Source organism: Faecalibacterium sp. I2-3-92, from assembly GCF_023347315.1.
GTDB lineage: Bacteria > Bacillota > Clostridia > Oscillospirales > Ruminococcaceae > Faecalibacterium > Faecalibacterium duncaniae.
The window spans coordinates 1,377,882-1,400,662 of sequence record NZ_CP094470.1 but is presented as its reverse complement, the minus strand read 5'-3'; the positions used below and the strand labels follow the sequence as shown (position 1 = coordinate 1,400,662).

The 22,781-nt window shown below is 56.2% G+C and carries 20 protein-coding genes and 1 tRNA gene; 3 read left to right on the top strand and 18 right to left on the bottom strand.

The features are described 5' to 3' along the window. Position 1: 1 nt before the first annotated feature. The 3 genes from MTP42_RS06835 to MTP42_RS06825 all read right to left on the bottom strand — a co-directional run bounded on the left by MTP42_RS06835 (position 2) and on the right by MTP42_RS06825 (position 2,951). Positions 2–772 carry a heparan-alpha-glucosaminide N-acetyltransferase domain-containing protein gene (locus MTP42_RS06835; RefSeq protein ID WP_249258259.1) on the bottom strand — a complete coding sequence of 257 codons (771 nt, stop codon included), beginning with the start codon at positions 770–772 and terminating at the stop codon, positions 2–4. A gap of 131 nt (positions 773–903) precedes the next feature. Next, positions 904–1,455, bottom strand: coding sequence for a ferritin family protein (locus MTP42_RS06830; protein ID WP_035394078.1), 552 nt, complete (start codon positions 1,453–1,455; stop codon positions 904–906). Positions 1,456–1,589: 134 nt separating this feature from the next. Continuing rightward, positions 1,590–2,951 carry a uracil-xanthine permease family protein gene (locus MTP42_RS06825; protein ID WP_249258258.1) on the bottom strand — a complete coding sequence of 454 codons (1,362 nt, stop codon included), beginning with the start codon at positions 2,949–2,951 and terminating at the stop codon, positions 1,590–1,592. Positions 2,952–3,257: 306 nt separating this feature from the next. On the opposite strand from MTP42_RS06825, the gene MTP42_RS06820 reads away from it, so the two are divergent. Both MTP42_RS06820 and MTP42_RS06815 read left to right on the top strand, forming a co-directional pair. Continuing rightward, the gene (locus tag MTP42_RS06820) at positions 3,258–4,385 is read left to right on the top strand and encodes a cysteine desulfurase family protein (protein WP_249258257.1); all 1,128 of its coding nucleotides are present in this window, start codon (positions 3,258–3,260) and stop codon (positions 4,383–4,385) included. Between the two features lie 18 nt (positions 4,386–4,403). Further along, positions 4,404–5,258, top strand: a complete 855-nt coding sequence (locus tag MTP42_RS06815) for a tRNA 2-thiocytidine biosynthesis TtcA family protein (RefSeq protein WP_117476216.1) — start codon at positions 4,404–4,406, stop codon at positions 5,256–5,258. A 95-nt stretch (positions 5,259–5,353) separates the two neighbouring features. Here the strand turns inward: MTP42_RS06815 and MTP42_RS06810 are convergent. The 13 genes from MTP42_RS06810 to rpmE form a co-directional block, all read right to left on the bottom strand. Beyond that, positions 5,354–5,437 (bottom strand) — tRNA-Leu (locus MTP42_RS06810). Between the two features lie 180 nt (positions 5,438–5,617). Continuing rightward, complete coding sequence (locus MTP42_RS06805; protein ID WP_249258256.1) at positions 5,618–7,135, bottom strand: nicotinate phosphoribosyltransferase; 1,518 nt, start codon at positions 7,133–7,135, stop codon at positions 5,618–5,620. A gap of 269 nt (positions 7,136–7,404) precedes the next feature. Further along, positions 7,405–8,919 (bottom strand): IMP dehydrogenase, encoded by a 1,515-nt coding sequence (locus MTP42_RS06800; protein WP_098922427.1) that lies wholly within the window; start codon positions 8,917–8,919, stop codon positions 7,405–7,407. Between the two features lie 504 nt (positions 8,920–9,423). Beyond that, positions 9,424–10,143 (bottom strand): acyl-[acyl-carrier-protein] thioesterase, encoded by a 720-nt coding sequence (locus MTP42_RS06795; RefSeq protein WP_249258255.1) that lies wholly within the window; start codon positions 10,141–10,143, stop codon positions 9,424–9,426. A 79-nt stretch (positions 10,144–10,222) separates the two neighbouring features. Next, on the bottom strand, positions 10,223–11,455 hold the full coding sequence (locus MTP42_RS06790) for an ABC transporter substrate-binding protein (protein ID WP_249258254.1): 1,233 nt from the start codon (positions 11,453–11,455) through the stop codon (positions 10,223–10,225). Continuing rightward, on the bottom strand, positions 11,452–12,300 hold the full coding sequence (locus MTP42_RS06785; RefSeq protein WP_249258253.1) for an ABC transporter permease: 849 nt from the start codon (positions 12,298–12,300) through the stop codon (positions 11,452–11,454). The genes MTP42_RS06790 and MTP42_RS06785 overlap by 4 nt, the downstream gene beginning before the upstream one ends. Then, positions 12,300–13,115, bottom strand: a complete 816-nt coding sequence (locus MTP42_RS06780) for an ABC transporter permease (protein WP_097771254.1) — start codon at positions 13,113–13,115, stop codon at positions 12,300–12,302. The genes MTP42_RS06785 and MTP42_RS06780 overlap by 1 nt, the downstream gene beginning before the upstream one ends. Positions 13,116–13,125: 10 nt before the next feature. After that, on the bottom strand, positions 13,126–14,172 hold the full coding sequence (gene potA / locus MTP42_RS06775; protein ID WP_097771994.1) for a spermidine/putrescine ABC transporter ATP-binding protein: 1,047 nt from the start codon (positions 14,170–14,172) through the stop codon (positions 13,126–13,128). A 258-nt stretch (positions 14,173–14,430) separates the two neighbouring features. After that, entirely contained in the window at positions 14,431–15,393 is a 963-nt protein-coding gene (locus MTP42_RS06770; RefSeq protein WP_249258252.1) for a DUF4340 domain-containing protein, read from the bottom strand. A 10-nt stretch (positions 15,394–15,403) separates the two neighbouring features. Further along, entirely contained in the window at positions 15,404–16,849 is a 1,446-nt protein-coding gene (locus MTP42_RS06765) for a GldG family protein (protein WP_249258251.1), read from the bottom strand. Positions 16,850–16,864: 15 nt separating this feature from the next. Further along, positions 16,865–17,737, bottom strand: coding sequence for an ABC transporter permease (locus tag MTP42_RS06760; RefSeq protein WP_249258250.1), 873 nt, complete (start codon positions 17,735–17,737; stop codon positions 16,865–16,867). Further along, on the bottom strand, positions 17,734–18,483 hold the full coding sequence (locus MTP42_RS06755) for an ABC transporter ATP-binding protein (protein WP_442899458.1): 750 nt from the start codon (positions 18,481–18,483) through the stop codon (positions 17,734–17,736). Before MTP42_RS06755 ends, MTP42_RS06760 begins: the two co-directional genes overlap by 4 nt. A gap of 174 nt (positions 18,484–18,657) precedes the next feature. Then, complete coding sequence (gene rpmE, locus MTP42_RS06750; RefSeq protein ID WP_005926533.1) at positions 18,658–18,858, bottom strand: 50S ribosomal protein L31; 201 nt, start codon at positions 18,856–18,858, stop codon at positions 18,658–18,660. 524 nt (positions 18,859–19,382) lie between these two features. Between rpmE and MTP42_RS06745 the strand changes: the two genes are divergently transcribed. Continuing rightward, positions 19,383–20,462 carry an AI-2E family transporter gene (locus MTP42_RS06745; protein WP_249258249.1) on the top strand — a complete coding sequence of 360 codons (1,080 nt, stop codon included), beginning with the start codon at positions 19,383–19,385 and terminating at the stop codon, positions 20,460–20,462. Positions 20,463–20,613: 151 nt separating this feature from the next. Here the strand turns inward: MTP42_RS06745 and MTP42_RS06740 are convergent, their stop codons facing one another. Continuing rightward, positions 20,614–21,786: an MFS transporter gene (locus MTP42_RS06740; protein ID WP_249258248.1), complete on the bottom strand. Its 1,173-nt coding sequence runs from the start codon at positions 21,784–21,786 to the stop codon at positions 20,614–20,616. 211 nt (positions 21,787–21,997) lie between these two features. Beyond that, positions 21,998–22,756 carry a sporulation transcription factor Spo0A gene (spo0A, locus tag MTP42_RS06735; protein ID WP_005932794.1) on the bottom strand — a complete coding sequence of 253 codons (759 nt, stop codon included), beginning with the start codon at positions 22,754–22,756 and terminating at the stop codon, positions 21,998–22,000. Positions 22,757–22,781 lie beyond the last annotated feature (25 nt).

The window sequence follows — 22,781 nt, the reverse complement described above, 5'->3', positions numbered from 1 at the left end:
TTCAGAGCGCTCCTCCGCCCCGGCGCAGCAACAGGAACACCACCGTCAGCACGCCGTAGATCACCGGCTGGTGGAGCAGATATAGCATCAGCGAGTTCCGCCCCAGCCACCCCAGCGGCGGGCAAACCGAACGACGCAGCGGACGGAGACTCTGCGCTGTTCGCTCTGCCAGATGATGCAGGTAAAAACCAGCCCAGAACAGGAAGAGCCACGGGGTCAGTGGGAAGTAATCCGTAGAGAAGAAGCCAAAGGGATAAAACCCCAGATAGGCCGTGAAGTAGTTGGCGTAGAGAAAACCCGGCAGCGTGATGAGCCAATGGCCCAGCTGTAAATAGCCATCGGCTGCATAGCGGGTGAAGTAAAACAGAAACATACTCCCTGCAAGGCCGACCACCGGGGGCACCTTTTCCATCCACTTTTCCAGCAGTCCTGTGATGATCATAGCCGAGCCCAGCAGGGTCAACACGCCGAACCAGACAGCATCCGCAGGCATGAAGATCAGAGTGACCGCCGTGACAAGTGCGCCGCACCCAAACACCACCGCGCCTCGTTTGACCGGGTGGCGGCCCAGCGGCAGACAGAAGCCGGACAGCAAGATGAACACCCAGCAGATGGATTGCTGCCACAGTTCTCCCTGCCAGCTGCCATACCATGGTACACGCACACCAAACAGATAAACCAGATCCCACATGCCATGGTAAAGCATCATGCTGATCAGGTCCAGCCCGCGCAGCTCGTCCAGCAGCGCACAGCGTGTGGAAGTTGATTTCATAAGACTTCCCCTTTTCGGAATGTTTTTTCCATTGTACGCCCTGCCATGGATCCCGTCAAGCAAAAAAACTGCCGTGCAGCTTTGGAACCGCACGGCAGCTTTATGATAACAGGTTCAGAAAAATGCAGGAATTACAGCTCCACGTTGAAGTAGCGCTTCAGCAGGCCCTCGAAGCCGCGGCCATGACGAGCCTCGTCCTTTGCCATCTCGTGGACGGTATCGTGGATCGCATCCAGGTTCAGGGCCTTTGCCTTCTTGGCCAGGTCCATCTTGCCGGAGCATGCGCCGCACTCAGCCTCAGCACGCATCATCAGGTTCTTCTTGGTGCTGTCGGTCACAACCTCGCCCAGCAGCTCGGCGAAACGGGATGCGTGGTCAGCCTCTTCGTAGGCATAGCGCTTGTAAGCCTCAGCGATCTCGGGGTAGCCCTCGCGCTCAGCCACACGGGCCATGGCCAGGTACATGCCGACCTCGCTGCACTCACCCTCAAAGTTTGCGCGCAGACCGTCAACGATCTCCTGAGGCACACCCTCAGCCTTGCCGATGCCGACCACATGCTCGGTCACATAGGTGTTGCCGGTCTTTTCGACAAATGCGGATGCAGGAGCCTTGCAGACAGGGCACTGCTCAGGGATAGAGCCTTCAGCGATATAACCACAGACGGTGCAAACATACTTTTTCATAAGAATATCCTCCATTGTTTTTCATTATGATCTTGGCCTCTCCTCTGGTACAGGGGGCCTTGCTTCTGAGCCTATTATAGCAATGATTCCTAGATTAGTCAAGACTAATTTTAAGAATTATTCCTATTTATTTTTTAGACCTGCAGGTTGCCGCTGCTCGGAGCATCGGAACCGTTGGCAGCATCAAACTCGTAATCATTGCCGGGGAGGATGGCGTTGAGCAGGATGCCCACGATAGCAGCAATGGCCAGGCCGGACAGGTTGATGGAGACACCACCCACAGCGAAGGTCAGACCGCCCACAGAGTTGAAGCCCAGCGCGCAGACCAGGATGACAGCGGCAACGATCAGGTTGCGGCTGTTGGTAAAGTCTACACGGTTCTCGACCACATTGCGGACACCGATCGCGGAGATCATGCCGTACAGCACAAAGCTGATGCCGCCAATGATGCCGGTGGGGATGGTGTTGATGACGGCCTCAAATTTGGGGCTGAAGCTCAGGATCACAGCCATCACAGCGGCAATGCGGATGACGAGCGGATCGTAGATGCGGCTCAGGGCCAGAACACCGGTGTTCTCACCGTAGGTAGTATTGGCGGGGCCGCCCAGCAGACCGGCCATGGCAGTGGCAAGGCCGTCGCCCATCAGGGTGCGGTTCAGGCCGGGATCATTGATATAGTTGTGGCCGACCGTAGCGCTGATGGCAGCGATATCGCCCACATGCTCCATCATGGTTGCCAGTGCAATGGGGATGATGGTGAACATTGCGCTGATGAACTCAGGGCTGCCGTCGATGGCAAACAGACCCATGGCACTCTTGTGCAGGGGGATGCCGAACCAGTCGGCAGCAGCAATGGCCTCAAAGTTGACTGCACCAGTGACCAGAGCCACAGCATAGGAGACCAGCACACCGATCAGGATGGGCAGGATCTTGACCATGCCCTTGCCCCAGATGTTGCAGACAATAACGGTGCCCAGGGCCACAAAAGCCAGCAGCCAGTTGGACTCGCAGTTGGTGATGGCGGAGGGGGCCAGGATCAAACCAATAGAGATGATGATGGGGCCTGTGACCACCGGCGGGAAGAATTTCATAATGCGGCGGATGCCAAAGGTGGAGATGAGCAGGCTGACCAGCAGGTACAGAATGCCGGACAGCGCCACGCCCGCGCAGGCGTAGGGCAGCATTTTGGTATTGACAACGGTCAGGTTGCCGTCTGCGTCAGCCAGCATGGGGGCTACAATGGAAAAACCGCCCAGGTAAGCAAACGAGGAGCCAAGGAAGGCCGGGACCTTGCCCTTGGTGACAAGGTGGAACAGCAGGGTGCCCAGACCGGCACAGAGCAGAGTGGTGGAAACGCTCAGGCCGGTAAGCAGGGGCACCAGCACAGTTGCGCCGAACATGGCAAACATGTGCTGCACGCCCAGGACCAGCATCCGTCCGGTGCCGAGCTGCCGGGCATCGTAAATGCCCTTGGAATAATCGATCTTTTCACTCATAGAGAAGTTCTCCTTTCATCGCTGCTCAAAAAAAGAGGCATTGCCGCAGCAACGGCAGTGCCTCAATCTTCTGGAGCAGATTCAAAAAACGGGACCGGAAGGCAAAACACGCGCTCCGCAAAGTCGAACGAAACATTTTGCTCTCCCCTTCCCTGTCTGACTTTATAAAGTATACCAGAAACCATGCCCGGATGCAATCCGTTTGCCGCAGTTTCCCTCAGCTTTTTGGCCGGACATCTTGAAATATGCCCCTGTCCGCACTATAATATAACCTATTGAATTGATTTGTATTTCAAGAGGAATGTTATGATCTATCTGGATTATTCTGCAAACACCCCGGTGGATGCGCGGGTGTTGGAGCAGTTCTGTGCCGTGGAGCGCCGCTGCATCGGCAACGCCAACTCTCACCATCAGGCAGGCTCTGCCGCCAAGGCAGAGATCGATGCTGCCACCATCAAAATCGCCTCTCTGCTGGGCGTTCAGCCAGCCGAGATCATCTATACCTCCGGTGCCAGCGAAGCCAACAACTTTGCTTTAAAGGGGCTGGCCCGTCTCTCCCGCCATGCGGGCAGGCACATCATCTCCACTCCGCTGGAACATTCTTCGGTCAGCGGCACCCTGACGGCATTACAGGAGCAGGGGTATGAGATCGACCTGCTGGACGTGAAGCAGGACGGCACTGTAGATCTTGAGCACCTGAAGGATCTGCTTCGCCCGGATACCATCTGCGTTGCCATAACGCTGGTGGACAGTGAACTGGGCGTGGTGCAGCCTGTACAGGAGATCGCCGCCATCCTGAAAGCATACCCTCACTGTCACCTGCATGTGGATGCGACCCAGGCTGTGGGTAAGATCCCCGTTTCTTTTGAGGGCGTGGACACCATGAGCCTGACGGCCCACAAATTCTACGGACTGAACGGCATCGGCCTGCTGATCAAGCGGCGGAATCTGGCGCTGGAGCCTCTCATCCATGGCGGCGAGAGTACCACCATCTACCGCAGCGGCACCCCCACTGTGGCGCTGGCCTCCTCGCTGGCCTGTGCGCTTGATCTTGCCGTCATTGACCTGCCCGGACGCGTTGGCCATGTGGCAAAACTGAATGCAGAGCTCCGCGCCGCCCTCAGCACATATCCGCTGGTGCGCATCAACAGCCCGGAACACGCCATCCCTCATGTGCTGAATCTGAGCGTCCGTAATGTCAAGGGCACCGTGTTCCAGCGGGAGCTGGATGCCAAAGGGGTCTGCGTCTCGGTCAAGTCAGCCTGCTCTTCGGATGGTCTGCCTTCGCGTGCGGTGTTTGCGGTCAGCCGCGACCGCCGCAATGCACTGTCCTCCTGGCGCATCAGCCTGAGCCACCTGACCACCGAGGATGAGATCAAAGCCTTTTTGCAGGCGTTCGATGTCTGCTACCGTGAGCTGACCGCCGTACATTAAATAAAAAGAGGAACCAACATGAAACGTGAGCTTGAACCTTATCAGATGATCGAACGCAGTATCATCAAGAAATACCGCAAGGAGCTGTGGACCCCCTTTATCGTGGCGGTAAAGCGCTACGAGCTGGTACAGGAGGGCGATAAGATCGCCGTCTGCATCTCGGGCGGCAAAGACTCCATGTTAATGGCAAAGCTGATGCAGGAGCTGCAGAAGCACAGCGATGTTCCCTTTGAGCTGGTCTTTCTGGTGATGGACCCCGGCTACAATGAGATCAACCGCCAGAAGATCGAGTCCAATGCCGAGCTGCTGCACATTCCGGTGACCATCTTCGAGAGCAACATCTTTTCCGTTGCCAACAACACCGAAAAGAACCCCTGCTACCTCTGTGCCCGGATGCGGCGCGGCCACCTGTACAGCAAGGCCAAGGAGCTGGGATGCAATAAGATTGCGCTGGGCCACCACTTCAACGATGTTATTGAGACGACCGTGATGAGCATGTTCTACGGCTCCCAGATGCAGGCCATGCCGCCCAAGCTCCACAGCACCAGCTTCCCCGGCATGACCCTGATCCGCCCCATGTACTGCATCCGGGAAGAAGATATCCTGGCCTGGAAGCGCTACAATGATCTGGAATTCATCCAGTGCGCCTGCCGCTTTACCGAGAACTGCACCATGTGCGACAACGGCGGCGGTGGTTCCAAGCGGCAGGAGATCAAGATCCTGCTCCGCCGCCTGAAGCGCGACAATCCCAATATCGAAAACAGCATCTTCCGCAGCATCCACAATGTTGCCATTGATACCATGCCCGGTTATCGATCTGAGGGTGTGGATCACAGCTTCCTGGAACGATTCAATGCTATGGAAAACCGCTGAGCTGCATCCGGCATTCCTGCCTGCGCAGAATTACACTTTGTACGCGATACAACAGTAAAAAATCCCCCTCAGCTTACGCTGAAGGGGATTTTTCATGCCACCGGCGGGGCTTGAACCCGCACTCTGTCTCCAGAAAGGGATTTTAAGTCCCTCGTGTCTGCCAATTTCACCACAGTGGCGCATAGAAACCCGGCTTACAAAGCCCTGCTGCTCTGGACATTCACAGAGAGCCGGGAATAACAGGTGATGAGGTAAACATTTATCACAAGTCCGTCGTTACGGAGTTGCAAACATGTATCAAAACATGTAAGATTCACACAACGGCTATTATAATACAATAGAAACCCTGCTTTGTCAAGTTACACCTTTCCGCCATGCAGTTCCGAATACATCTTGGCGCGGCACTCGGCCACAGCGGGAGTCATATTGACATAGTGCTTATGCGGCATCTCGATGCGCAGCTCAGTCTCCCAAGTCTCTTCGGTCAACTGCTTTGCGATATAGGCCTTTTTCTCGGCAATGCCGGGCAGTTCAATGGCCAGTTTACCGTTCAGGATATGGGGCACCAGCAGCCGCTTGACCCTGGTGGGGGTGATGGTAATGGTGCGCTCGATGGCATCCGGGTCAAGGTTGACCATCTTTACCGGTTTGCCTGCTTCGATGACCTCGCCATCCATGGCGATCAGATCGCACTGGGCCTGACCATTCTCATCGTAGAGCCGCCAGGGCATTTTCTTGCCCGGGATGATGGCCTTGCTGGCAGAATCCGAGCACTTCATCTTGGGCTGATAGGTGCCATCCGGCAGCTTGACCGCCACCAGTTTATACACACCGCCGAACACGGGGTCAGAAGCAGAGGTAATGAGATTCTCGCCCACGCCGTAGGAATCAAAATGAGCGTGCTCATAGAGCTCCATGTTGGCGATCTTCCGCTCGTCCAGGCCATTGGAGGCCACCAGCTTGATATAGGGCTTGCCTGCGGCATCCAGTGCCTTGCGCAGGCGCTTGGAGCCACGGGCCAGATCGCCGGAATCGATACGGGCACTCTTGACGCGGCGGTTGGGGTCATTGGGGTACTTCTCGATCAGGTAGTCGTCCAGCTTGATGAGGTTGGGCAGGCCGCTCTCCATGATGTTGTAGGTATCCAGCAGCAGGCTGACGGAATCCGGGTAGGTATCCGCAAAGGCCTTGAAAGCATCAAACTCCGTCGGGAAGAACTCGATGAAGCTGTGTGCCACGGTGCCAACCGCCTTGACCTCAGAGCCATACTTCATCTCAGCCAGGCAGTTGGCAGTGCCGATGCAGCCGCCCAGAACAGCGGCATACGCACCATCATTGCCTGCGCTCTCGCCCTGTGCGCGGCGGGTGCCAAACTCCATGACGCTGCGGGGCGTATGGGTGTTCAGGCCGGTCACACGGGTCGCCTTGGTGGTGATCAGGCTGTGGAAGTTCATCGTCTGCAGCAGGTAGGTCTCGATCAGGATCGCACCCACCAGGTCGCACTCAATGCGGACCATCTGCACATGGGGGTAGCAAACCGTGCCCTCGGGCAGAGCGTACATATCACCCTTCCACTTGTAGGTGCGCAGATACTCGCAGAATTCATCGCTCATACCCTTGGTGCGCAGCCAGCGGATATCCTGCTCGTTGAAATGATAATTCAGCAGGAACCGGGTCAGCTTGCGCTGGCCTGCGCTGATGGAGTAACCCATGTTGTCCGGGTTCTTACGGAAGAACATATCGAACACAAGGGTGGTGTTCTTAAAGCCATGCAGGAACAGGCAGTTTGCCATCGTGAACTCATAGAAATCCACCACCATGGCAGGGTTATCATAATCTTCGTCCGGAATGTACGGAACAACTTTGATCTCGTCCATGAAAAGTTTCCTCTCCTTGTACTTCGCAGCAGCGAAAAAGCCTTGCCGCTGCTGAAAAAACAGCCCCTTCTCCCCCTGCCTTTGTTCCGGCAGTGCGTGGGCCTGCACCCTGTCTTGACAGGACGTTTGTACCATGATAGCATCTTTGCCGCCCGGGTGCAAGGGCTTTTGTAAATTTCCTGCGTGCAGAAAGAAAAATCTTTTTTTCGGTACTGCCAAAAGGGCCGCCCCCGAAAGCTCCGGGAGCGGCCCTGCAAGCCTGTTCAGGCTCAGCCGTTTATAATATTGGGGGTCGCATTTTTCAGCACAACGTCATGGCTGCCGCCCTCCACGATGGAGGTGGAGGAAACCACGGTCAGCTTGGCCTTCTGCTGCAGCTCGGGGATGGAGAGTGCGCCGCAGTTGCACATGGTGCTCTTGACCTTGTACAGGGTGGTCTGGACACCATCGGCCAGAGGACCTGCGTAAGGAACATAGCTGTCCACGCCTTCCTCAAAGCTCAGCTTGGTGGAACCGCCCAGGTCGTAACGCTGCCAGTTGCGGGCACGGTTGGAGCCCTCGCCCCAGTACTCCTTCATATACTGGCCATTGATGCGCACCTTGTTCGTGGGGCTCTCGTCAAAGCGGGCGAAGTAGCGGCCCAGCATGACAAAGTCAGCGCCCATGGCCAGAGCCAGAGTGATATGATAATCGTGGACGATGCCGCCATCGGAGCAGATGGGCACATAGATGCCGGTCTCCTTGTAGTACTCGTCACGGGCCTTTGCGACCTCGATGACTGCGGTGGCCTGACCACGGCCGATGCCCTTGGTCTCACGGGTAATGCAGATGGAACCGCCGCCAATGCCGATCTTGACGAAGTCTGCACCGGCCTTTGCCAGGAAACGGAAGCCCTCGGCATCCACAACGTTGCCTGCGCCCACCTTCACGGTGTCGCCGTAGTGCTCACGGATCCAGGCGATGGTACGGCTCTGCCACTCGGAGTAGCCCTCGGAGGAGTCGATGCAGAGCACATCCACGCCAGCCTCGACCAGTGCGGGCACACGCTGGGCATAATCGCGGGTATTGATGCCGGCACCGACCACATAGCTCTTGTTGGCATCCAGCAGCTCGTTGACATTCTTCTTGTGGGAATCGTAGTCCTTGCGGAACACGAAGTATTTCAGGTTGCCCTCAGCATCCACCAGCGGCAGCGTGTTGATCTTGTTATCCCAGATGATGTTGTTGCAGTCGTGCAGGGAGGTATTCTCCGGTGCGGTGACCAGCTTCTCGATGGGAGTCATAAAGGTGGTAACGGAAGCATCATCGGGGGTGTGGTTGACACGGTAATCACGGGAGGCCACAATGCCCATCAGCTTGCCGTGAGGAGTGCCATCGGCAGTGACAGCAATGGTGGAATGGCCGGTGCGGGCCTTGAGCTCCAGCACATCGTGCAGGGTGGCGGTGGGAGCCAGGTTGGAATCAGAGACCACATAACCGGCCTTATAGCTCTTGACGCGGCGCACCATGGCAGCCTCGTTCTCAATGCTCTGGGAGCCGTAGATGAAGGACACACCGCCCTCCCGTGCCAGTGCAATGGCCAGCTTATCGCCGGAGACCGACTGCATGATGGCACTGATCATGGGGATGTTCATTTCCAGCGGGCAGGCCTCTTCCCCCTTGCGGTACTTGACCAGCGGGGTCTTCAGGCTGACTGCCGTGGGGACATTCTCTGCAGAGGAATAACCCGGAACCAGCAGGTACTCGCCAAAGGTGCGGGAAGGTTCTTCATAGAAATAAGCCATACTCTAAACTCCTTTTTTCTTAACGCATCAACAACGGGCCAGCATCAAAATAATTCATGTTTGCTGCTTATAAATTGATTGACTATACTTTACCACAAACCCCGTCAGAATACAAACCCCAGCGGCAACAAACTTTAGAACTGTCCTTTGCGGAAAAACAGTAAAATTGACCACCAAAAACGTGCAAGGTCATACTTTTCCGCCTGACCGGCAGGTTTTCTGACACAAATTGGAATGCAAAAAAGTCCGTACCGGAAAACCGGACGGACTTTTTTGCACACGAAGCGAGATACCGCCTGTGCGGTACAGTGGCCGACAGCTGTGAAGGAGAACAGCCGGAGGAGGAGAAGGCCCTGCACCCGATATCTCTTATTCAACAAGAAGAAAAAGATTTCAGTCTCAAAAAGCGCTCATCGCTTTCTGTAACCATATTGTAACTCTTTTGTTTCCGTTTTGCAAGACCTTTTTCGCAGAATTTGTAACATAATTGTAATTTTTCTGGATTTATTTTGTAAATTCCAGGTAGCATTCAAACGCGGCGTGCTCTTCGCGGCGGCCCACCACATACCAGCCATCGGCCGAGGGCGCATAGAACACCTCGACCTGACTGCCCAGCGGGATCTCCCGGTGGTACTTGATGGAGGCGAATTTCAACGGCCCGGCCTTGACTACCTCCAGCGGCAGGGCATCGCAGGCAATGTCCAGATAGCAGGCGTTGTTCACATGGCCGTTCAGGTCGCACAGGGAGTAGCTGGCTGTCCGGCTGCCCGTACAGGTCAGTTCCTTTGCTTTGTGCACCAGCTGGGGCAGCTCCCCTTCCAGATCCTCGTTCCAGTAACCGGGCGTATGCCAGGAGGGCTGGCGCAGGATGCACTCACGATCGGTATCCACCATGATCCACCGGCTGTCGATCAGAGCACACTCCTTCCCTGCTTCGTCCAGAATGCGGGTCAGCCGCTTCATCGAACCCTTCTTGCACGGCTCACAGGCGGTAACAAATGTCAGCTTTTCGGCGCGCAGGGGCATCCGGGTGATCTGCGCCGCCTGCTTGCCCACCAGAAACGCCGTGTGGTGTGCTTTGAAAAAAGCATCGTCCATGCCGTAGGCGCGGGCGTGGTCTGCCGCAGCCTGCTCTACATAGCGGAACAGGGCGCTGGGCTTGATCATCCGGCGGAAGTCGCCGTCTGCGTTCAGGACAGTTGTATGATAGGTATATTGATTCATACGTTTCCTTTCCAAAAGAGGACCCTCTCCGTCATTGCTTCGCATTGCCAGAGGCTTTGACGGAGAGGGCCCTTTCTTCTCAATACTGATTCCGGGTCTTTTTGCGCAGCTTGCGCCAGATGTTGAAGCAGGCCAGCGCTACCATGGCAAGCAGCAGCATCAGGAACACAACGCCGCTGCCGCCCTCATCGTAGCTCTTCATCTCGCTCCACTTTACATCGAGCTCGTTGTTGACCTCATCGCTCAGGGCGGTGAACACCTTTTCCTTGGCTTCCACTTCCTCAGAGGGGTATGCGATCTCGCTGTACTTCAGGTCCTCGTCCAGGATATCCCACACCTTCTGCATGGGGGTGGTGTAGCCGATATACTCCGCATTGGCCTTTCCGATGTCCGGCTCGCACATGAAGTTGATGAACATCTCCGCAGCTTCCTTGTGCTCACTGGTGGCAGGCACCGCCATGCAGTCCACCGACAGCACACTTCCCTCCTCCGGGAACACCCAGGCCAGATCCGGGTTATCATCGATCATGGTAATGGCATCGCCGGAGTAATACACGCCGATGGCTGCCTCGCCGCCGATCATCTTATCAAAGATCTCATCCATAACGTAGGCCTGCACCAGCGGTTTTTGCGCTTTCAGGGTCTCCACCACCTCGTCCACCTCTTCCGGGGTCTCGGGGTTGATGCTGGTGCCATTCTTGAACGCTGCAATGGCGTAGGCATCACGGCTGTTGTTGAACATCAGGATGTTGCCCGCGTACTGCTCGTCCCACAGGTCAGCCCATTTGGTGGGGGCATTCTCCACCATGGTGGTGTTGTAGATGATGCCGGTGGTACAGAGCATATAGGGCACGGTATAGGCGTTGGTGGGGTCATAATCCGGATCACGGTAGACTGCATCGATGTTCTGGGAGTTGGGGATATTGCTGTAATCCAGCGGTGCAAGCATTCCCTCGGCGATCATCTTTGCCACCATGTAATCCGAAGGGATGACCACATCGTAGTTGGCCGCACCAGATTTCAGTTTGGCGTACATGGATTCGTTGGAATCAAAGGTGGTATAGTTGACCTTGATGCCGGTAAGCTTCTCGAAGGCGGCCACCACATCCACGCTGTCATCGGAACCGTTGGAGATGTATTCGCCCCAGTTGTAAACGTTGAGGGTGAGATTCTGGCCCTGAAAGCGGGTCCAGTCGTAATCGTCCGAGACCGAAACGTCTTCGGTCACCTCAATGGTTCCGGCGGCAAAGGCGGGCGCAGCACAGCAGAATGCCATGGCCAGCGTCAACAGCAGAACAGCAAAACGTTTCATTTTACGTCCTCCCCTCTCAGTGCCTTCTGATCCCGGTGGTACTCCCGGCTCTCCATGGCATTGGAGATGAGGATGATGGTCAGGATCACCACAAACATGATGGTGGACAGGGCATAGATCTCCGGGCTGACCTTTTTCCGGGTCATGGAATAGATGGCAATGGGCAGGGTCTCCACCGTGCCGCAGTTGAAATAGGAGATCATAAAATCATCGATGGAGTAGGTCAGGCAGATGAGGAAGGCCGACAGGATGGCCGGGCTGATCTCAGGCAGGATGACTTTGAAGAACGCCTGCCTGGGGTCACAGCCCAGATCCAGAGCTGCCTCATACAGCTTGATGTCCAGCTGCTTGAGCTTGGGGGTCACGTTGAAGATGACATAGGGCACATTGAAGGCGATATGCGCGATCAGCAGCGTGGGCATTCCCATGATGGTGTCGGGCAGCCAGGAGACTCCCTCGGCAAAGCGCTGGTAAGCCACAAACAGCAGCATCAGGGAGATGCCGGTGATGATCTCCGGGTTGACCACCGGGATATAGGTGATGTTGGTGACCACCAGGCGGCTCTTGCGGCTCATGGACGCAATGCCCAGCGAGGCCGCAGTGCCCAGAACCGTTGCAATGACCGCAGAGATGAGGGCTACCTCCAGCGAGACGCGCAAAGCGCTCAGGATGGCAGAGTTATGGAGCAGGCTGGTGTACCACTTGAGGGTAAAGCCTGTGAACAGTGCGTAGCCCTTGCTCTGGTTGAAGCTGAACACGATCATATAGGCAATGGGCAGGTACATGAAGCAGAAGAAGAGGATGACGTAGGCCCGTTGCATCAGGCGCAGATGTTTCGTTTTCATCAGGACACGCCCTCCATTTCATCTTCATCAAAGCTGGATGTGAAGCTCATGCAGAGCAGGACGATGATCATCAGCACAAGGCTCATGGCCGAACCGACGTTCAGGTTGTAGCTGTTGCCCAGGAACTGCATCTCGATCAGGTCGCCGATCATCAGGTTGGAGCCGCCGCCCAGCATACGGCTGATGACAAAGGTAGACACCGCCGGAACGAACACCATGGTGATGCCGGTGCTGATGCCGGGCACGCTCATGGGGATGAGCACCCGGAAAAGGGTCTGAGTGGTGGAGGCTCCCAGATCCTGTGCCGCTTCCACCAGGCTCTGATCGATCTTGGTCATGCTGGTGTAGAGGGGCAGGATCATGTAGGGCACATAGTTATACACCATGCCCAGCACCACCGCGCCGGAGGTGTTCAGCATGGTATAGGGGCCCAGGCCAAAAAAGCCCAGCACCGCGTTCACAGGGCCGTTGATGCTCAGCAGGCCCATCCAGGCATAGGTGCGGAGCAGGAAGTTCATCCACATGGGCAGCATGACCAGCATCAGCATGATATGCTGCTTGTTCACCCGCAGGCGGGACAGGAAATAGCCCACCGGAAATGCAATGATCAGGCAGATCACGGTAGCCACAAGGGCCAGCAGCAGGCTGCGGGCAAACACGGAGCCGTAGCCGCTGACGCTGGTCAGATTGGCAATGGTGAAATTGCCGCTGCCATCGGTCAGGGCATAATAAACCACGATGATCAGCGGAACCACCGTAAACAGCACCATCCAGATAAAATAAGGATAGGCCAGCTTCTTATCGTAAATTTTCATCATTTCCCATTCAGCCCTCCGAACGTGCCATGATATGGATCTCGTTGGGGCCGATGCGCATACCAATGGTCTCACCGGGGGTACAGGCGCGGGTGGAGTGGATCAGCCACTCACGGCCCTCGCACTCAACGTGCATCTCAAAGTGAACGCCCTTGAAGATAACATCGTTGACCACGCCCACCAGCTGACCCTCCACGGGGCTGACCACTTCAATGTCCTCGGGGCGGACCACCACCTGTACGCTCTGTTCCCGGGCAAAGCCGCGGTCCACGCAGGGGAACTGCACGCCCGAGAAGGAGACCAGGAAGTCGCGGTGCATCACGCCGTCCACAATGTTGGAATCGCCGATAAAGTCCGCCACAAAGGCATTTTTAGGCTCGTTGTAGATATCCTCGGGGGTACCAATCTGCTGCACCTTTCCGCCGTTCATCACAACAACGGTATCAGACATGGTCAGGGCCTCTTCCTGATCGTGAGTAACATAAATAAAGGTGATGTTCATCTCACGCTGCAGGCGCTTGAGCTCCAGCTGCATCTCCTTGCGGAGCTTAAGGTCCAGTGCACCCAGAGGCTCGTCCAGCAGCAGGATCTCAGGCTCATTGACCAGACTGCGGGCAATGGCAACACGCTGCTGCTGGCCGCCGGACATCTGGCCGATGCTGCGGCGCTCAAAACCCTTCAGGCCGACCACCTCCAGCATATCGCGCACCTTGCGGCGGATGGTCTCTTCGTCCATCTTCTTCAGGCGCAGGCCAAAGGCCACATTCTCAAACACGTTCAGGTGCGGGAACAGCGCGTACTTCTGGAACACGGTATTCACCGGACGCTTATAGGGGGGCACGCCAGTAATATCCTGGCCCTTCAGCAGCACCTGACCCGCGTTGGGTTCCAGGAAGCCTGCGATCAGGCGCAGGGTGGTGGTCTTGCCGCAGCCGGAAGAACCCAGCAGCGTTACGAATTCTTTGTCATGGATGTCCAGGTTCAGCCCATCCAGAATGCGCTGACCGTCAAATTCCACCACGATATCGCGCAGTGAAACGATCACCGAGTTGTCCATTTTTTACTTTTCCTCCTTAAACTCAGATACGAAAAAAGACAGGGCATCCACCCTATCCTTCGTACCAGGGCGACCCAGCCCCGCACAACATCCATGACATCCGTAATATTGTGCAGTTATTCTGCCATGTCATCGCCTATCATAAACAATCCGAACTGAAATGTCAATCACTCTGTCGAGGTTTGCCGAAACTTTACATCCGGCGCAAAAAAATCCCGCGCTGTACCAAGAATTCGCACAGCGCGGGAGTGAAACGTTTTATTCTGCTTTCAGCTGATCCGCAGGGTACAAAAGCGCGCTCACCACACTGGCATCCACCGTATAAACGGAGCTATCGCCTTCCACCATCAGGTAACAGCCGTCTGTCCCCATGGCATAGGTCAGATTTATTGTGCCATCGGCTGCGGTGACCTCTGCTGTGACCAGCGGAGCCTCAAAACCATACGCCGCCGGGTCGGCATCTGTTGCCTGTGCCGAGACATAGGTGCAGAGCGCCGAGAGGATGGCATCCGCCTTTGTCTCGTCGAGGTCTGCGGTGGTGTCCCCTGCCAGCCGCCAGACAGTCTGGTAGGCGTTGCTGCCGCTCTCTGCCGCAGGCTCCGAGTTTGCTTTCAGGGTCACGGTCTCGCCATCGGCCAGCGTATAGGAGACGGCTTCGATCTCCGAGGCCGTCAGCCCCGCCGGGTTGAAGGCACCAAACAGCTCCGCCCTGGTCAACTCAAAGCAGGCGGCTTTGGTCCCCGATACCGTATAAATAACATCGCTGTTATTCTTGCAGACATAGAGATCCCCTGTCATGGTATTGCTGGTCCCGAAGGTATAGGTGTCCGTTTCGCCCGCTGCCGTCACCTCTATGGTCAGCGCAGGCTCCGCAAAGCCGTAGTCCTCCCCTGCCTGCGGGCTCAGCTCCCGCTTTGCGTTCAAAGAGGAAAGCGCAGTGAGCATCGTGTTGCAGGCAGAGGTGTCCAGATGGTAAGCGGGATCTTCGGCCAGCGTCCAGCCGTCGGCGGTATAGAGCAGGGTGTTCGTCTCGCCCTGATAGTGGAGCACGATCTGCGTCAGGTCATTGCCCGAAACTGCCGCCAGCGGAATGGTTCCATCTGCGGCCGCACTGGCAGCCTGTTCTTCCCGGGCATTCCGCAGCGTCAGCAGGGCGAATACCCCGCCTGCCAGCAGGATGAGGAAAAGCAGCACCCCGAGGGTACGCCGTTTTGCTTTCATGGACAGGTCCTCACTTTCTACGCCGCAGCACGACCACCACGGCACCCACAGCCAGCAGGGCCGCAGGCAGAACGATGACAAAGAGCAGGCCCAGCGTAGAGGCGGCAATGCCTGGCACTTCCAACGGAGCTGCTTCCAGCGCCTTGCTGTCGATGAGGACAGCGCTCTCCTGCCCGGCCAGCGAAGCCGCACAGCCCTGCAGGAAGGTCACATTGCCCGGGATGACCTGATAGATGCCCTCATTGTCCATATTGCCGCAGTTGACCCAGATGACCTGGGCACCCGTGTCCTCATTGCGGGCGTATGCTGCCAGCGTGAAGGGACCGGCAATGTCGCCGTCCGCCTTCTCGGTGGTGGTCATCTCGTAGCCTTCTGGTTTGCTGTAAGCACTGTCCGAGCTGACCAGAAGGGCATTCGAGACCACATGCTCTGTCTCGGTCAGGGTGATGCCCTGTGCCATCTGCAGCAGAACTCTGCGGCTGGTGTTCACACCGTCCAGCGCAGTGGATTCCTCTGTACTGGCATAATCCGGCAGCAGGTAAAGGGCCGGGTAGCCATTGAGGTAATGGTTGGTGTCGCCCTCCACCACAAGGCCCTCGGTGCGGGTCAGGCCGAACTCGGCCATCACAGCATCCAAATTGGGGGTACTATAATAGGAATCCGTCAGCAGCAGCACGCGGCCTCCGTTGCTCAGATAGCTGCGCAGCTGGCCCAGCTCATCCACCAGACTGCCTGCGCCGGAAAAGTCCTGCGCCGGATCGTTGATGACAAGCAGATCACAGTCCTCGGGGATGGTCTGGGAGAGCAGGTCAAGTGCCGAGACGGTCAGGTTCTGGCTTTCCAGCGCATCGGTCAGGGTGGAAGTCAGCGCCTGCTCGCCGTGGTTGGTGGTGTAGTACACATGGCGGCTCTCTCCGCTGGTCAGCTGGTAGATGGCAGAGGTGATCCTGCTTTCACCGTCAAAGGTCACGTTGGCCGCGCCGGTGGTGGCATAATCGCTGTAATCGTAGTCGTAAAGCTCTGCGGCATCCAGCACCTTGCTCTGTTCTCCGCAGACCAGGATCAGTCCACCGGAGGTCAGATCCTGTGCGCCGTACTGGGCCGCAAAGGTTGGGTAGACTGCCGGATCTTTCAGCTCCCAAGTGATATGGCTGCTCTGGGCGGCGTACTTGTCCAGCAGCTTGGAGATGATCTGGTCCTCATTGCCGGTCTGGGCCAGATAGTAAATGGTCACATCCTGCGTCAGATCGTCGGCCACCTGTCTGGAGCTCTCGCTCAGGGTGTAGAGCCCCGCCTCGGAGAGATCGAACTCGGTATATCTGGAAGGAATGGCCCGGACAATGAGATTGACCAGCACGGCCAGCACGATCACAGCCGCGGCAATGGCTGCCGACCACACCCCGCTGCGGAACACCCGCCCGTCACCCGAGGAGCTCTGCTTTGCAAAAAGCTTCATCTGTGTTCCCTCCTCTCAGTTCCAGCGGCGCTTCTCCATGTCCTGCGCCGTAAAGAACAGGAACACCGCCGTCACGGTCAGATAATAGACCACGGCAGGGATGGAGAAGCTGTTGTTGACAAAATCCTCAAAGGGTGTAAACAGGCACAGGGCACTCAGAACAGCGCTGAAAGCCTCGGTAAGCCATGCACTGCGGAGCAGAAACAGCCCCGTCAGGCCCAGGCAGAGCGCCGCAAAGGTCAGGCACCCCAGCACAAAGCTGCGGGTGCGCAGACCGGCCGCCAGAGAAGCCGCGCCTGCGATCCCGGTGAACACTGCCAGCGCCACGGCGCTGCCCGCATTGAACATACTGCGCAGGCTGGGCATCAGGTAGGCCAGCAGCAGGGCTGAAAAGCCCGCCACGGCGGCAATGATCTGGTTCTCGGTCAGGCCGGAGAGAAACTCACACAATGCAATGGCTGCACAGCCCAGCAAAAAGTAGCAGAGCAGCCCCGCAAGGTTTGCGAGCAGAGCAGACACGGTGCCGCCCAGCGCCCAGAGGATGAAGATCATCACCGCATCCACAGCGCAGGGCAGAGCGAACACAGCCGCCATGGCAAAGAACTTGCCCAGCACGATGCCCCACACTGAGACCGGGCTGGTGAGCAGCAGCTGGTCGGTGCGGCTGTGGCGCTCCTCGGCCAGTGAGCGCATCGCCAGCACCGGGATATAGAGCAGCAGCATGAAAATGGTCTGGTAGAGGGTGTAGTAACTGAAATCGGTCAGGCCGTAGATCAGGCACCGGGCCAGAAAATACAGGCCGGAACTCGCCACCAGAAACGCCGTGAGGACGTACCCCAGCATCCCGTGAAAGAAGCTGCGGAATTCCCGCTTGAAAATAGCTGTCATTCTGCTTCCTCCTCTCCGGTTGCTTCTTCCGGTTCACCGTCGGTCAGTTCCAGAAACACCTCTTCCAGGCTCTTGCCATCGGCGGTCAGCTCCTCCAGACTGCCTGCTGCCGCCAGATGCCCTTTGGAAAGGATCAGGATCTGCCGGCAGACTGCCTGCACCTCACTGAGGATATGGCTGGACAGGATAACTGTATGTGCCCGACCCAGCTCCCGGATGAGCTTGCGGATCTCGATGACCTGTGCCGGGTCCAGGCCGACCGTCGGCTCGTCCAGAATGATGAGCCTGGGACTGCCCAGCAATGCCTGTGCAATGCCCACCCGCTGCTTGTAGCCCTTGGAAAGGCTGCGGATGAGCCGGGGCAGAACGGCTTCCAGCCCGGTACGGCGGGCAGCCCTGCACACCTGCTCCTTCCGTTCGGCCTTTTTCACACCCTTCAGCTCGGCGGCAAAGGTCAGGTACTCCTGCACCGTCATCTCCGGGTAAAGGGGCGGCTGTTCGGGCAGATAGCCCACACAGGCCTTGGCGGCATCGGCTTCCTCGGGCAGAGGGTGCCCTGCCACCGTCACCTGCCCACTGGTGGCAGAGAGATAGCCGGTGAGGATGTTCATAATGGTGGATTTGCCCGCGCCGTTGGGCCCCAGCAGACCACAGATCTGGCCATCTGCCACGGTAAACGAGACATCGTCCACGGCAAGATGATTGCCATACTGTTTGGTGAGATGAGAAACTTCGATCACGTTCACAACGCTCCTTTCTAAGGCAGCGCAAAGCGCTTTTTGAAGATACTGGTTTATTTTAGTCCGGAAATGTGTTCAAAATAAGGGAACGGCGTGTAAATTACAGAAAGAGAGCTTTTGTGCGGCATAACAACAAAAAACGCCGCCTCCCAAAGGAGACGGCGCTGAAAAGACCAGTAATTACTTACGGCCGAAACGCTTGTTGAAGCGCTCAACACGTCCGCCGGTGTCAACCAGCTTCTGCTTACCAGTGTAGAAGGGATGGCACTTGGAGCAAACTTCGACGTGGATCTCGGGCTTGGTAGAACGAGTCTTAATGACGTTGCCACAAGCACAAGTGATGGTGCAGTCAACGTAGTTCGGATGGATACCCTGTTTCATTCTTTTTCACCTCATTTCTGGTTCTGACTTATTGGGGCCATATTATAAATGTATGTGCCCATCACAACCTTCAATATCGGCTACCCCCGCGAGCGGCCTTGGAAACGATTGCCTTAATATTATAGCACAGATCTCAGAAAAAGCAAGAGGAAATTTCAGCTTTTTTCGTGTCGGTTTTATACAGACTGTACTATGGATTTTTGTATTAAGTTGATTTTCATTCAACCTTATGTAAGCAGCAAAGATACTCTCTGTTATCTTCCTTTGCTTTTCCACGCATTCCCGTTTATTTTGAGTTTTTTCACGGAATTGCGACCTACATATTATATCACGCCCAGCCCAAAAAGAAAACCCCGCAGTTCCCGACTTCTTGACAAGCCAGCTGCTTCTGATTACAATACGAATAAAGAGTTCGCAGACGTTCTCTTTTCATATTTCAGCCATCAGCTCCGGGAAAGGATTTTTTCATGGAACCAAAAACAAAACAATATCTGCTCATAACTGTTGTAGGAGTCACGCTTTTTGTGGCGTTGCTGCGGCTTTCTTCCGTTCTGGCATTTGCTGCACAGTTGGTAGACCTGGTATTGCCCATTCTGGCAGGCGGCATTCTGGCACTATTTATCAATGTGCCTATGACCGGGCTGGAAAAACGGCTGAAACGCCTGTTCTGCAAGACCAAAAAACAGCCCTCGGATAAAGTACTCCATCTCCTGAGCTTCTTCATCACCCTGCTGGGTGTTGTGCTGGTGTTGGTGCTGGCGCTGACATTGCTGATCCCGGAGCTGGTGCAGTCTTTTCACAGCCTCTATGTACAGATCGAAGCAAACATCCCCCGCTGGACCGCCTATCTCAGCGCACAGGATGCCGACATGGGGTGGCTGATGAGCTGGCTGGAGGGCATCGACTGGGAGCAGCTGCTTCACAGGGTCACCGACAGCATCGATACCGTGCTGGTCAATGCGGTAGGTGCCGTATCTGCCACGGTAAATATCGTGGTGACCGCATCCTTTGCCTTTATCATCTCTGTTTATATGTCCGTTGGCTCAGAGAGTCTCTGCCACCACGCCCGCACATTGGTCTGTGCCTACCTGAAGCCCAGCCACTCCGCTTGGCTGCTGAAGTTCTGCCGACTATTCCGGCAATCCTTTGCAAACTTTCTGACAGGGCAATGCAGCGAGGCCGTGATCCTTGGCGTTCTCATGGCTCTTGCGTTTTCCGTTTTCAAGATCCCCTACGGCAGCCTGGTGGGAATGCTGACCGCCATCTGCGCCATTATCCCCTACGTCGGAGCGCTGATTTCCTGCGTAGTCAGCGTGTTCCTCGTGCTGTTGGTGGATCCCGTTCTGGCCGTGCGCTGCCTCATTGTTTACCTTGCCGTACAGTTTATTGAAAACCAGTTCATCTACCCCCGGGTGGTGGGAAAGTCCGTGGGGCTTTCTCCGCTGTACACCCTTGTTGCCGCTATGATCGGCGGAAAGCTCTTTGGCATCATCGGCATCATCTTCTTTATCCCCCTGACGGCGGTGATCATTGAGCTTGTGAAGGAGGATGCCTGCCGACGCATACAGGCAAGAGAACCCCAGCGATCCGGGCCGTCTGAGTAAAGGTTTTCCCCCAGTGCCGCATCCAGAATCGTGGTGTGCTGCAGCCGACCGCGAGGCCTGCCGACTGTTCCGGTGCAGGTGCGGGATTGATATGCATACAAAAAATACCGCTGCTCCTGTGCATTTCCCCAAATGCAAGAGCAGCGGTATTTTATTGCACCGCTTTCGTTTTCTTTTGCAGCGCTTCGTGCATATACCCCATCAAAATCAGGATCACCAGCAGGTAATACGGAAAAATCGAGATCGTGGTGTGGTTTGCGATCACGCCGAACAGCGGCGGCATCAGGCAGTTGCCAATATAGGCGCTGGCCATCTGAACCCCAATGATCGCCTGTGACCTGTCCGCACCGAAGCGGCCCGGCGTTGCATGAATGATGCTGGGATAGATTGGAGCACAGCCAAGGCCGACCAGCAGCAGCCCTGTCAGTGTTACCGCTTCCCCAAGCGGCAGAAGAAACGCCGCTATCCCAATCGCGATGATCCCCTGTCCCATACGAACCATCTGGGTATCATCGAATTTTAAGGTCAGGAAGCCGCACAACGCCCGTCCCACGGTGATGCCGACAAAGAAAAGACTGGCAAAGCCGGCGGCAGTCTCCGGCGCGATTCCCCTGTTCAGCACCAGATAACTGCTGGCCCACAGACTGGTGGTCTGCTCCAGAGAGCAGTAGCAAAAAAATGTGACCAGAACCTCTTTTACGCCCGAGATCCGGAAAATCTGTTTCAGGGTCAGCACTTCTGCCGGGACTGCTTCCCGCTCCTCAGCATTCGCACCCGATTTCGTTTTCCAGAGCGGGAGGCTCAGCAGAATAATGATCGTCAGCACCATCTGCATCACACTGATGACCCGATACCCCGTCTGCCACCCAGCACGGGAAGAAAGCGCCGCGCCCATGATGTAGGGCCCGACCGAGGCTCCGATCCCCCACATACAATGGAGCCAGCTCATGTGGCGGCTGGCAAAATGGAGCGCTACATAGTTGTTGAGTGCTGCATCCACGCTTCCAGCTCCAAGTCCATAAGGGATCGCCCACAGGCACATGGCCCAGAATGAGTTGCTGACAGAAAACCCGAGCAGCGCTGCGGCGGTCATGGCCACGCTGATGGCCGTAACACCGCCTGTTCCAAACCGGCGGGTCATTCGGTCACTTTGCAGACTGGAGAGCACCGTTCCCACTGATATGATGCAGAAGATCACACCGGAATAGGAGACCGGAACCCCAAATCCCGGATAGATCGAAGGCCACGCTGCCCCCAACAGAGAATCCGGCAGGCCCAGACTGATAAAAGAAACATAGATCACCGCTAACAGCAGATGGATCATCTTGCATTCCTCCTTTTGGTCGATACAATTATATCACAACAGAAGAAATGCCATTAGGATATATTCCTCAATTTTGTACAACAAAAGCGTCAACGTGGATATAGGTGCATTATTTTGAAAAAAACTTGATTAAAATCCGTCTCATGGAGCGTTCATTAATATTGCTCCGCACCATCATGTGCGTCACCTTCTCCGTCTGCATGCATATCCATCACACCGCTCTCTGCCGTTTATCCAGCCGCATTTTGTCAGCAATCATCGCGATGAATTCGCTGTTGGTGGGCTTGCCCCGCAGGTTGTGGATGGTATAGCCGAAGTAGCTGTTGAGGGTATCCACATCGCCCCGGTCCCACGCCACCTCAATGGCGTGGCGGATGGCGCGCTCCACGCGGCTGGCGGTGGTGCCGTTTTTCTTGGCGATTTCCGGGTAGAGGCGTTTTGTCACAGCGTTGATGTACTCCGGCTCGTTCATGGTGAGCAGGATGGCATCCCGCAGGAACTGGTAACCCTTGATATGAGCGGGAACACCGATCTGGTGCAGGATCTCAGTGACTGTCAGTTCATCGCTGTCCACGCTGGTATGCAGGATGCGCTTTTCCTGCCCGGCAGCCACCTTCAGCACGCGGTTTGCCAGAACCGTCTCGTCAAAGGGCTTGACGAAGTAGTAAGCAAAGCCCTCGTCCAGCAGCTCCTGCACCATTTCCTCGCTCTGGAACGCCCCCGTCACAAAGAAAGAGGTGTGACGCTCACCGGCTGCATTGTACTTCTGTTTCACGGCCAGCGCATCCAGCCCGGGCATAAAGGCATCCAGCAACACCACCTGAGGCCGCACTGCAAGCATTTTCTGCAGGACCTTCAGGCCGTCTTTTTCCACCACGGTCACCTCTACGCCCTTCTGCTCCAAAGCTTCACGACAGGCTGCCGTGATCTCTGCGCCAGTATCCGACATCAAAAATTTGATCTTGTCCATCGTTCATTCCTCCAATGTGTGCGGT

Excerpts from the sequence above, each read along its gene's own strand:
- MTP42_RS06800 (WP_098922427.1), bottom strand. The coding sequence starts at position 8,919 with ATGGCTTATTTCTATGAAGAACCTTCCCGCACCTTTGGCGAGTACCTG.
- MTP42_RS06835 (WP_249258259.1), bottom strand. The coding sequence starts at position 772 with ATGAAATCAACTTCCACACGCTGTGCGCTGCTGGACGAGCTGCGCGGG.
- spo0A (WP_005932794.1), bottom strand. The coding sequence starts at position 22,756 with ATGGACAAGATCAAATTTTTGATGTCGGATACTGGCGCAGAGATCACG.
- MTP42_RS06795 (WP_249258255.1), bottom strand. The coding sequence starts at position 10,143 with ATGAATCAATATACCTATCATACAACTGTCCTGAACGCAGACGGCGAC.
- MTP42_RS06825 (WP_249258258.1), bottom strand. The coding sequence starts at position 2,951 with ATGAGTGAAAAGATCGATTATTCCAAGGGCATTTACGATGCCCGGCAG.
- MTP42_RS06740 (WP_249258248.1), bottom strand. The coding sequence starts at position 21,786 with ATGATCCATCTGCTGTTAGCGGTGATCTATGTTTCTTTTATCAGTCTG.
- MTP42_RS06790 (WP_249258254.1), bottom strand. The coding sequence starts at position 11,455 with ATGAAACGTTTTGCTGTTCTGCTGTTGACGCTGGCCATGGCATTCTGC.
- potA (WP_097771994.1), bottom strand. The coding sequence starts at position 14,172 with ATGGACAACTCGGTGATCGTTTCACTGCGCGATATCGTGGTGGAATTT.
- MTP42_RS06765 (WP_249258251.1), bottom strand. The coding sequence starts at position 16,849 with ATGAAGCTTTTTGCAAAGCAGAGCTCCTCGGGTGACGGGCGGGTGTTC.
- MTP42_RS06820 (WP_249258257.1), top strand. The coding sequence starts at position 3,258 with ATGATCTATCTGGATTATTCTGCAAACACCCCGGTGGATGCGCGGGTG.
- MTP42_RS06780 (WP_097771254.1), bottom strand. The coding sequence starts at position 13,115 with ATGAAAATTTACGATAAGAAGCTGGCCTATCCTTATTTTATCTGGATG.
- MTP42_RS06805 (WP_249258256.1), bottom strand. The coding sequence starts at position 7,135 with ATGGACGAGATCAAAGTTGTTCCGTACATTCCGGACGAAGATTATGAT.
- MTP42_RS06830 (WP_035394078.1), bottom strand. The coding sequence starts at position 1,455 with ATGAAAAAGTATGTTTGCACCGTCTGTGGTTATATCGCTGAAGGCTCT.
- MTP42_RS06760 (WP_249258250.1), bottom strand. The coding sequence starts at position 17,737 with ATGACAGCTATTTTCAAGCGGGAATTCCGCAGCTTCTTTCACGGGATG.
- MTP42_RS06815 (WP_117476216.1), top strand. The coding sequence starts at position 4,404 with ATGAAACGTGAGCTTGAACCTTATCAGATGATCGAACGCAGTATCATC.
- MTP42_RS06785 (WP_249258253.1), bottom strand. The coding sequence starts at position 12,300 with ATGAAAACGAAACATCTGCGCCTGATGCAACGGGCCTACGTCATCCTC.
- MTP42_RS06770 (WP_249258252.1), bottom strand. The coding sequence starts at position 15,393 with ATGAAAGCAAAACGGCGTACCCTCGGGGTGCTGCTTTTCCTCATCCTG.
- rpmE (WP_005926533.1), bottom strand. The coding sequence starts at position 18,858 with ATGAAACAGGGTATCCATCCGAACTACGTTGACTGCACCATCACTTGT.